This is a genomic window from Marinobacter sp. KMM 10035, assembly GCF_046537445.1.
Lineage (GTDB): Bacteria > Pseudomonadota > Gammaproteobacteria > Pseudomonadales > Oleiphilaceae > Marinobacter > Marinobacter sediminicola.
This window is the reverse complement of record NZ_JBBVMG010000001.1, coordinates 972,625-982,408: the sequence shown is the minus strand read 5'-3', so window position 1 is coordinate 982,408 and position 9,784 is coordinate 972,625. Positions and strand designations below refer to the sequence as shown.

The following is a 9,784-nucleotide window of genomic DNA, read 5'->3' as shown; positions in this document are numbered from 1 at the left end:
CAATCTCCGTGGGTTCAGCGAACACTGGCGGGCAACGGGCGGTCCGCCAGCACAATGGGTTGGCCCTGCGAACAGCGTTCAATACGGGCTTCAATGCCGTAGGTGCGGGCCAGCAGATCCGGCGTTAACACCTGTTCCGGAGTGCCCAGGACAGCCAGTCCATCTGGCGACAACACCAGAACCTGATCGCAATAGCGCAGAGCCAGATTGAGGTCGTGGCACGCCACCAGAGCAATAGTGTTTGCATGGGTTGTGGCATCGCGCACGGCGTTCAGAACATTCAATTGCCAGTGCAAATCCAGCGCACTGGTGGGTTCATCCAGCAGCATCAGCGGGGTCTGGCGTACCAACACCTGGGCCAGACCCACCATTTGCCGCTGACCACCGGACATTTCAGACAGACGTCGCAGGGCCAGTTGCCGTATGCCCAGTGTGTCGAACACCTCTTCGATGGCCTGTTCGGTCTCTTCGCGGGACCAGTCGCCCCGGGCCGAGCGGCAGGCACTGAACACGGTTTCGTAGGCCACCAGCGGGATAGCTTGCGGCAACGGCTGAGGCAGATAGCCAACACGGCGGGTACGCTGATGGGATGTGAGCCCCGCCAGATTTTCCCCGGCGAAGGTCATGGTGCCGGAGATGGGCAGTAAACCCGCGATGGACTTCAGCAATGTCGACTTACCCACCGCATTCGGCCCAATCACGGCCACCAATGCACCCGCAGGTATTTCCGGCAGTGACAGGTTGCTGAATACAGCGTGATTTCGATAGCCTGCGGTAACGGACTTCAGCTTCAGGGTCACAAGGCGACCCTCCGGCTGCGGCCAATGATCAGCAGGATGAACAGCGGAATCCCCACCAATGCGGTGACAATGCCCACCGGCAACACTACGCCCGGCACCAGCAATTTACTGGCAATGGATGACAGCGACAGCAGCACCGCACCGGCAAGGGCACTGCCCGGGAGCAAAAACCGATGGTCTTCGCCCAGCATCAGGCGGGCAATATGGGGCGCCACCAAGCCAATAAACCCTATTTCCCCCACAAAACACATGGCTGCGGCAGTGAGCAGGCTGACGCGCATCAACACCGTCAGGCGCAGCCGCTCAACGCGAATACCCAGGCTCCGGGCCTGTTCTTCACCGCTGCGCAACAAAGTCATGGCCCAGGCATTACGCAATGAAAAGGGCAAACAGATTGCCAGCACCAACGCCACAATCAGTACTTTATCCAGACTCGCCCGGGCCAGACTGCCCATGGTCCAGAACACAATTTGCTGCACTGATTCGGCATCTGCAACAAACTGGATCAACCCCACCACGGCGTTAATACCAAACAGCAGAGCAATGCCGAACAACACTACTGCATGCACCGAGGCGCCCAGAGAGCGCGACAGAATCAGAATCAACAGCGATGCCACGGCCGCAAACACAAATGCCGACAACGGCAACAAAATATGGGCCGCCAGCCCAAGAAAGGAAATATTGAAGGCAATCACCAGCGACGCACCAAGCGTAGCCGCCGCCCCCACACCCAGGGTAAAGGGGCTGGCAAGCGGGTTGTTCAACACCGTTTGCATCTCTGCCCCCGCGAGGCCTAAACAAGCCCCTACCACCACGGCCATCAAGGCATAAGGCAAACGAATGTCCTCAATGATGACGCGGGTACCGGCGTCGATGCTTTCAGGGTTCAACAAACCATGAACCACATCGGCCAAGCCCAGCATGGAGGGCCCACTGGCTATGTCCACCAGCAAGGCCGCCACCGCCACCACTGCCAAAGCCACCAGACACACAACACGGCGCAAGACAAAACGCCGGTATTCGCTTGCCAGTGTTGTGCGAGGGGCAGAGTCGCCCAATTTAGTCATTTGCGCCGGAGACACTGAACTCATTCAGCTGGCTCCCGGGCGCGAACCCAGTAGATACCATCCAGTTCGATCGGCTGAAAGCGCTGGTAGAATTCCGCCAGTGTGGCCTCCGGATCCAGTTCCGAAAAGGCTTCCGGGTGAAACCAGCGGGCCAGTGCCTGCACTGCGACGACGTTCATGGGTGTGTTATAAAAGTGGTGCCAAATGGCCATCGCGCGGCCTTCGCGGATGGGTTCTACCGCTCGCAGTCCGGGTCGATCAGTGGCTTGTGCCAGTGAAGCCCGGGCTGTCGCCGTATCGATACCAGCGCCCAGCATCACGTAGCTATAGTCGGACTCCGAGGTGGTGTATTTGCGGGAGCCGATAGCGGTCGCCACATAGTAGTCCGGCGGGTTGCTGATCAGGTATTCCAGGTTCAGCACCCCGCTCACACCCGGCACCTTCCCTTCCGCCACGTTGCGCGCGCCCGCGGCCTTGAGAAAATGCCCCATCATGCCTTCCACCATGGTTTCACAGCAGCTGTCGTGCAGTCCCAAACGGCTATGGAGGAAGACCCTCGGCCAGTCAGTTTCAGGAATCTGCGCAACCACATCGGTCACCTTTGCCAGTTCCCGCTGGTAAAACCGGTTGAATGTTTGCGCTTCTTCCTGTCGCCCGAGCACCTCACCCAGAAGGGCCATGCTTTTTGGCGTGTTCACCAGCGGGTTCTGGCGAAAGTCGATGAATACCACAGAAACACCGGCACGCTGCAGCTGATCGATCAGCATCTTGTTCCGAGCCCCAGGGCCGTGTCCCTCCAGGCTGAAGATAGCCAGATCGGCACCCAGACCAAGCACGCTTTCCAGGCTGAAACTGTCGGCTGAGGCGTGCCCTACCCGGGGCACATCCGCCAGTTCGGGGAAGGCTTTCAGATACTGGGCATAACCGCCCGGATCGGTCATCTCGAAATCCGGCAGCATGCCGGCCAAGCGGTCGGGTAGCGCGTCTCCGTCCAGTATGGCAAGCGCCGGGATATAGCGGCTTTCACCCAGCACGATCCGGTTCACCTCACTTGGCAACTCAACCGAACGGCCTGCTAAATCAGTGACCGTGCGGGCAGCCAGAGAGAGGTCAGCCCACAAACAGAAAAGGCCGCCCACCAGGGCGGCTATGCATCGAATGCGTAACATCATCGGCCTCAAAAGCGCATGGCCAAACCAAGGCGAATATCCCGACCGGGTGCGGGCATACCCACAACACCTTCGTATCCTGCTATGCCCTGATAATCGGCATTACTGGCATGGTCGAGGTATTGCTTGTCGCCAACATTCTTCACCGCCAGAGTCAGACGCAGATCTTCATTACCCGTTGGCAGCCAGTTCACGAACAGGTCGTGCACCCCGTAACCTGGCTTATCGATCGTGCCCACAGTGGTTTCAAGGTCGTCGATTCCCTGCACAAATTGGCCCTGCCACCCAAATTCCAGGTTATGGCTCCAGAGGTAGGTCAGGTCAGCGACCCAGGTATCACCGATGGTGTTGCCCAGCAGGTTATGCTCGTACACGGTCAAAGGCTGGCCGTCGACTTCGGCGTCATTGCTGTGAAAGCTCAAGCCGGCACTCAAGGCATTCCACTGGTAGCCGGTTGCAATGCGATAGCCATCAGATTCCAGGTCGCCGATGTTCTGGTAAATGGCAGGCCCGAACAGAACATCGGCGATAGCATCCTTGATTTCAGACCGGTAAACCTCCGCCGACAGGGTGAAGTTCTGGTAAACATAGTCAAAGCCCACTTCGGTATTCTTCGCCCTTTCACCTTTCAGGTCAGGGTCGTTCTGCGCAAGATCTACCTTGAAGGCGTCACGCGGCATAGGCCCACGGAAAGCTTCGGCGTAGCCAGCTTTCAGCGTCAAACCATCCAGAACTTGCCAAGCCAGACTTGCATTCGGGCTAACGGCATCCTCACTGAATGTCTGGTCGTTGTTATCCTGCAAGTTGTACTCGTCATAACGGGCGCCTGCGCTGAGCAACAATTGCTGCGTAAGCCAAACGTCCGCTTGCAGGTATACGCCCAGAACATCACCGGTTTCTTCTTCAGCCCGCTTGTCAGCTTCCCCACCGGCATTGACTTTGTCTTCACGGTAGTCGACGCCGTAGGTCAAGTTATGGTCGCCCAACTGGCTGGTATTGCGGAGATCCCCACCGATGCTGCGAGTAAAACCGAAGTATCGGCCCCAGCGATCTGCCACATTCTGCTCCAGCTCCGCGCTGCTCTGATACAAAGTGAATTCTGCGTCCAGCCAGGGATTGCCTTCCGGCGCCACACCGTAGTTAAGAGTGGTCGTATCCCGGCGGCCATCAAGGTCGTAGAGTTTATTGAAGCTGCTGATCGCCCACTGGGGGCGCTGCGGCCGCTCACCCTCATCGTTGCGAATTTCGTGGCTCAGACGCAGTGTCTGGCCATTGGCGAAGTGCCCCACCAGTTTCGCCATACCAACTTGTTGGCGGGCATCGGTGCCGGGAACCTCGTCACCGTTACCGTCTTCATAACGCTCATGATCGCTCTGATTTACGGATACCAGCGTGCTCCACTGATCGTTAAGGCGTCCAAATATTGTGGTGCTGGCGCTGTAGCCTTTGGTGTTGGAGAAGGAACCCAGTTTGACCAAAGCACCGACAGTCTCACCTTCACGCAGGAGATCTTCCGGATCTTTGGTAATAAAGCGGATCGCACCACCCAGAGCACCGGCACCCGCCGTGGCTTTCCCGGCACCGGTATCCACTTCCACTCGTTTCAGCAGGTCCGGATCAACCGCGATTCTGCCGGTATGGTGAAACAGCACGCCTGCTTGAGTGGCACCATCCACACTCACGTTCAGTAGTGGATCTTCCAAACCACGAACGTAGACTTTCTGGGCGACGCCTACAGAGCTGCCTACACTCACTTCCGGCTCGCCAGCAAAGATATCTTCCAGGTCGGCGGAGAGAAAACGCTCAATACTTTTAGCGTCCACCACTGAGTCTGCGTCGGACTCTGCCTCGCGATCGGCTGTTACCTGAATCGTATCCAGGGCAACGGGTTCAGCATACACAACAGGGCTGGATACAAGAGCCAACCAAAGAGCACTGCGGCGAAAGTGTTTCGGTTGTGCGACTGTGGAAAAAACTGCCATAGCGACCAAACTCCATCATGATAATGATTCGTATTTGGCATGCATTCTCGATAACTTGTGTCGCTAAGGAAACCGGTTTTACATTTGTTACATCTGCTCTCGCTCTGTCACGTATCTATCGCTTTACAGAAAGCAGTAACCTTTGCCGTGTACGGTTTGCAGGCGGTCACTGGCCACCCCCGCCGCAACCAGCTTGCGGCGGATGCGGCTAAGATGCATATCCAGGCTGCGGTCGTACCGATTGAACTCTTTTTCGAGCACCACTTGGTACAGGTAGGGCTTGCTCAGAGACTCTCGTTGATGCAGAACCAGAATCCAGAGTAAGCGAAACTGAATGGGGGTGAGGCTCACCAGCCTCCCCTGGAAGCTTACCTGTAGTTTTTGTCGATCCAGCTTCAGCTCACCGATCAACAATGTTGATGGCTCAGCTCTTTGGTCGGTATCGCCTCGCGTTCGTCGAAGCAGCGCCTCAATTCTCAGAAACAATTCGGTAAAGCTGAAAGGCTTGGGCAAACAGTCATCGGCGCCTTCCCTATAGCCCATGATGCGCTCATCCTCGGCATCGCACGCAGTCAGCATCATGACTGGGGTTTGACTGGTTTTGCGAAGCCTTTTGAGCACGTCAAAACCCGTCATCTTTGGTAAAAGAACATCCAGAAGGATTAAGTCGAACCGTTGAGCCAGAGCGGCAACCAACGCCTGATCACCTTCATGGCTTTGTAGTACTCGATACCCGCGGGAGGACAGCTCGTTTGCCAGCTGGTCCCTCAGGATCAGGTTACTTTCGGCAATCAGGATTTTTGGGTTGTTATTGGCAGGCACAGCCATTTAATGATACCGAATATCAAATGATAATGAGTATCATACGCACCAGATGAAGGTGCCTCAAGTGTCGTGTTTAATCACCTGTCTCAGGGGTCAATGCTTCCTGTAACAACGCCTGCAGATGGCTCGGCAGGTTCACCGCCAGCGCCAACGCTCGCTCATGGGCGCGTTGAGACATTTTTCCCCAGGTTCGTCGCACAATCCGGAGCCATTTTTCCCGATCATATTCCGCGTTATCCGCATAGAACTGGGCAAAATACTTCTCGAGAAACACCATACAGGCGACGTCTTCCAGCAGTTGTGTGTCTGCGTCTTTACGCAACTCCCGCTTGGTCACAATCACCTCAACCCGCTCACATTCGCTCTCGGGGTAGCCACACTTTGCCATGATCTCAGCGGCCCTGCGCCCGTGCATGCGCCCACAGGCCAGACGCCACTCGTAATAGGACTTTCGGCCCTCCGGGTAATCACTGCGGGGCATCTTCCAGCGTTCAAGATGCTGGGCACGGCAGGCTATCTGCATTCGTTCTGAAGGGTCTGGCTCCAGCTCATAAAGCCAGCGAGTCATATGCAAACTGTAGGCATACTCTCTGGGCACGGATTCACCTGCCACAACCTCCTCATTGGGGTCAGCGCGATTTGCTTCGTCAATTGCATCCAGAGCGCACTTAAGAGCTACAGATTCCATATTGTCTCCTTTAACGACAGGTCTGCCCACAAAGGGCGGTTGCTTCAGGCCACAGGTTGGCTGATGATTAGAACTACTGGCACCCGGATTAAAAGCGTGATGAGCCCCCCAAACCAGAAAGTACTCACCAGAAAGGTCCCGGCCAAATGGCTTCCCGCCTATGAAGTGCACATCCAGAGCGTGGAACGAAAGATAGCCGTTGTGGCTGCTTGGGCGCTTCTGGCAACGGTCATGTTCTATCAGTCAACCCACCAATTGCGCGTTACCCACCAACCCGATCTGTGGCTACCGGAACTGGGGTTCCGAATCCCCGTGTTGCTGAGTGCGTTAATCACGCTGTTCGCACATTACACCAGAAAGCCCAGACTCCAGAGTCGTCAGCTGCTCAGGTTTATGGGCTTCTCGATCATGGCCATGATACTTGCGCTGTTCCTGTTCCACCATAAGGGACAGACGTCCAACATCAACCAGATCACCAACATGTACCAGATCAGCAACATGATGATCATCAGCTTTTTCGTGGTTTCTGCGTTCTCGGTACGGGGTATTGGTGAATGGCTGCTGATGCTCGCCCTGCCTCTTGCGCTTTTTTGCCTTGCTGCATGGGCCAAGGGGCTGACCATGGAAGAGTTGCTTCCCTTCATGTTCGATCCACTGGTGATGATGGTTATCGGATTAGTCATGAGTGAAGCCTTGAGGCAAATGCGGCTGGGCGAGTTTATGGCCAGGCAGCAGCTGCAGGAGCAGGCGACCACCGATCAGCTGACCGGATTGCTGAATCGCAGAGCCATGCACCATTTACTGCAGCAGGAGCATGCCAGAGCCCAACGCTACGGCACCACATACAGCCTGATTCTTGGGGATCTTGACCGATTCAAACGGGTCAACGACCGTTACGGCCACAACATCGGCGACATAGTGCTTGAGGAATCCGCACGCCGGCTCGGCCGTCACATACGCGCGGAGGATGCTTTATGCCGTTGGGGTGGCGAGGAATTCCTTATACTACTGCCGCAGACCAATCTGGATGGCGCCATGCATGTAGCCGAGAAAGCCCGCCTTTCACTTGCAGACGTGCCCATGGATACCGGGGAACACAGCATTCCCCAAACCATCAGCCTGGGAATGACTAGCTGCTCCGGGGTTGGTGACATCGAAAGCGCCATAAAGCGCGCCGATGATGCCTTGTACCTCGCCAAAGAAAATGGGCGCAACCGCATTGAAGCGATAGCCGCGCCCAGCTTGGACCCGGCTGTAACCGCAATCGATATCAAGCCTGCGCAGACGGACGAGCCTTGACGCGGTCATACCATGCCTGAAGGTGCGTGTGTTCCGGCAGGATGCGGATATTCACCACCCGGGCAAAGGCTACCGTAGTGAAGGCATTGATATCAGCGGCGGTTAACCGGTCGCAGCAGAGGTATTCCTTGTCCGCGAGGTGGTTGTTCAGAAATGCCATGAACTTTCCAACACTCTTCCCGCAGTCTTCACCCCATTCCTTGATCGGGTTCATCCTGTCTTTGAAATAGCCACTGGTGTGTTGAAAGCACATGCCTGTTGGCATAAAGAAGTAAAACTCGACCCACCTTACCCACTGCTCTATGAGCGCCTTTTCGAGAGGAGTGTTCCCCAGAAGCGTTGGAGTCTCAGGGTAACTTTCTTCAAAATAACGGCAAATGGCCATGGTTTCGGCAATACAGGTGCCGTCGTCCAACTCCATCACCGGCACTTTCTTCATAGGGTTGCGTGCGGCATATTCTGGCGTTCGGTTTTCACCCTTCAACAAATCAATCTCGATGAATTCGGCCTTCTCAAGCAGCCCTTTCTCTGCCATAAACATACGCACGCGGCGGGGATTCGGGGCGGTTTTTGTTTCGAAAATCTTCATTATTATCAGCTCCGTTCCATAAAAATCAGTGTAGGTCATGGGTATAAGCAATCGAGAGATTGGCCCGAAAACAAGGTTGCGTCAAGCAACTGTACAGAAACTCCACCCGCCACCAAAATACGTCTTCACAAGTGCCATATTCTCGTTAAAACCTTGTAACTGAGCTCAGGACCCTTATGCTTGTAGCTACGTGATAACCGAGACGAGCCGCTTTGTTTTACTCCCAGCACTGCCAGAAAACTGCAAACCAGAGAGCCTTTCCCGGTTACTCCATATCAGTAATAGAACAACCATTAAAACCACTGATACCAGAATTCACCAACCCTCAAACGGAGAAGTGACTATGCGAAAGCTTACGTCTGCTGCACTGCTATGTGCACTATCTGTGCCTGCCATGGCACAAGCCAACTGTGGCGAAGTATCCATTACCGAAATGAACTGGGCCTCCAATACAGTGGTCACCAACGTAGCCAAGTTCATCATGGAGCAGGGTTATGGCTGCGATGTAACCGTTGTACCTTCAGACACTGTGCCGGCGGTAACATCGGTTGCTGAAAACGGCGAGCCGGACATTGTGACTGAACTGTGGCTGAACTCCGCAGGCGAGGCTTACCTGCGCCTTGAGGAAGAAGGCAAGATCGAGCGGCTTGGTAAAGTACTGGATCCCGGCGGTGTAGAAGGCTGGTGGATTCCCACATACCTGGCCGATGCCCATCCTGAGCTGAAAACCATCGAAGGCATTATGGCCAATCCTGAACTGGTCGGCTCACGCTTCAACAACTGCACCGACGGCTGGGGCTGTCGAATTGTCAACGACAACTTGATCCGTGCTCTGGACCTTGAAGATTCCGGTATCAAAGTGTTCAACCACGGTTCAGGTGAAACGCTGGCGTCGTCAATGGCCTCTGCCGTTCAGGATGGCGAGCCCTGGTTTGGCTACTATTGGGGCCCAACTGTGCCGCTTGGCAAGCTCGATATGACCCGAGTAGAACTCGGCGAATACAATAAAGACGTGCACCAAAAGAATCAGACGGCCGATGCAAACAACCCCAAGGTGTCTGAGTTCCCTGCAGCACCTGTTTACACCTCTGTTACCACCGATTTCAGGGATCGTGAGCCAGAAGTAGCCGAGATGTTGAGTAAAATGACGTTCAAAACGGACACCATGAGCTCACTGCTTGCCTGGATGGACACCAATAACGCTTCCGCAGAAGAAGCTGCCGTGTACTTCCTTAGTAACAATCGTGATGAGTGGTCCACCTGGCTGAACGACGAAGCCCGCAAGAAGCTTGCGGGCATTCTTTCGAACTGAGTAGCCTGCCCGAGACCCGGACGCGGCATTCGCAAGGATGCCGCGTCCGGGCA

Annotated in this window: 9 protein-coding genes; 2 read left to right on the top strand and 7 right to left on the bottom strand. The window is 55.4% G+C overall.

Annotated elements, in window-relative coordinates; translation table 11 throughout:
- Positions 1–14 precede the first annotated feature (14 nt).
- From AADB16_RS04300 to AADB16_RS04275, 6 genes are all read right to left on the bottom strand, one after another.
- Positions 15–800: an ABC transporter ATP-binding protein gene (locus tag AADB16_RS04300; protein ID WP_410801615.1), complete on the bottom strand. Its 786-nt coding sequence runs from the start codon at positions 798–800 to the stop codon at positions 15–17.
- Complete coding sequence (locus AADB16_RS04295; protein ID WP_410801613.1) at positions 797–1,891, bottom strand: FecCD family ABC transporter permease; 1,095 nt, start codon at positions 1,889–1,891, stop codon at positions 797–799. Before AADB16_RS04295 ends, AADB16_RS04300 begins: the two co-directional genes overlap by 4 nt.
- Positions 1,888–3,036, bottom strand: coding sequence for an ABC transporter substrate-binding protein (locus tag AADB16_RS04290; protein WP_410801611.1), 1,149 nt, complete (start codon positions 3,034–3,036; stop codon positions 1,888–1,890). Before AADB16_RS04290 ends, AADB16_RS04295 begins: the two co-directional genes overlap by 4 nt.
- Before the next feature lie 8 nt (positions 3,037–3,044).
- Positions 3,045–5,018 carry a TonB-dependent receptor domain-containing protein gene (locus AADB16_RS04285; protein ID WP_410801609.1) on the bottom strand — a complete coding sequence of 658 codons (1,974 nt, stop codon included), beginning with the start codon at positions 5,016–5,018 and terminating at the stop codon, positions 3,045–3,047.
- Positions 5,019–5,141: 123 nt separating this feature from the next.
- Positions 5,142–5,846, bottom strand: a complete 705-nt coding sequence (locus tag AADB16_RS04280; protein ID WP_410801607.1) for a response regulator transcription factor — start codon at positions 5,844–5,846, stop codon at positions 5,142–5,144.
- A 70-nt stretch (positions 5,847–5,916) separates the two neighbouring features.
- A complete protein-coding gene (locus tag AADB16_RS04275; RefSeq protein ID WP_410801606.1) occupies positions 5,917–6,531 on the bottom strand; it encodes a DUF4202 domain-containing protein in 615 nt (204 codons plus the stop codon).
- Between the two features lie 63 nt (positions 6,532–6,594).
- Between AADB16_RS04275 and AADB16_RS04270 the strand changes: the two genes are divergently transcribed.
- A complete protein-coding gene (locus AADB16_RS04270) occupies positions 6,595–7,830 on the top strand; it encodes a GGDEF domain-containing protein (protein WP_410801604.1) in 1,236 nt (411 codons plus the stop codon).
- On the opposite strand, the gene AADB16_RS04265 is transcribed toward AADB16_RS04270, so the two are convergent.
- A complete protein-coding gene (locus AADB16_RS04265; protein ID WP_309044707.1) occupies positions 7,802–8,419 on the bottom strand; it encodes a glutathione S-transferase family protein in 618 nt (205 codons plus the stop codon). The two genes, AADB16_RS04270 and AADB16_RS04265, sit on opposite strands and share 29 nt — an antisense overlap.
- 343 nt (positions 8,420–8,762) lie before the next feature.
- Between AADB16_RS04265 and AADB16_RS04260 the strand changes: the two genes are divergently transcribed.
- The gene (locus AADB16_RS04260; RefSeq protein ID WP_410801602.1) at positions 8,763–9,731 is read left to right on the top strand and encodes an ABC transporter substrate-binding protein; all 969 of its coding nucleotides are present in this window, start codon (positions 8,763–8,765) and stop codon (positions 9,729–9,731) included.
- The last annotated feature ends 53 nt before the right edge of the window (positions 9,732–9,784 follow it).

What these genes read in the sequence shown, in the direction of transcription:
- AADB16_RS04260 (WP_410801602.1), top strand. Translation starts at nt 8,763, where the DNA reads ATGCGAAAGCTTACGTCTGCTGCACTGCTATGTGCACTATCTGTGCCT.
- AADB16_RS04295 (WP_410801613.1), bottom strand. Translation starts at nt 1,891, where the DNA reads ATGAGTTCAGTGTCTCCGGCGCAAATGACTAAATTGGGCGACTCTGCC.
- AADB16_RS04270 (WP_410801604.1), top strand. Translation starts at nt 6,595, where the DNA reads ATGATTAGAACTACTGGCACCCGGATTAAAAGCGTGATGAGCCCCCCA.
- AADB16_RS04285 (WP_410801609.1), bottom strand. Translation starts at nt 5,018, where the DNA reads ATGGCAGTTTTTTCCACAGTCGCACAACCGAAACACTTTCGCCGCAGT.
- AADB16_RS04280 (WP_410801607.1), bottom strand. Translation starts at nt 5,846, where the DNA reads ATGGCTGTGCCTGCCAATAACAACCCAAAAATCCTGATTGCCGAAAGT.
- AADB16_RS04265 (WP_309044707.1), bottom strand. Translation starts at nt 8,419, where the DNA reads ATGAAGATTTTCGAAACAAAAACCGCCCCGAATCCCCGCCGCGTGCGT.
- AADB16_RS04290 (WP_410801611.1), bottom strand. Translation starts at nt 3,036, where the DNA reads ATGTTACGCATTCGATGCATAGCCGCCCTGGTGGGCGGCCTTTTCTGT.
- AADB16_RS04275 (WP_410801606.1), bottom strand. Translation starts at nt 6,531, where the DNA reads ATGGAATCTGTAGCTCTTAAGTGCGCTCTGGATGCAATTGACGAAGCA.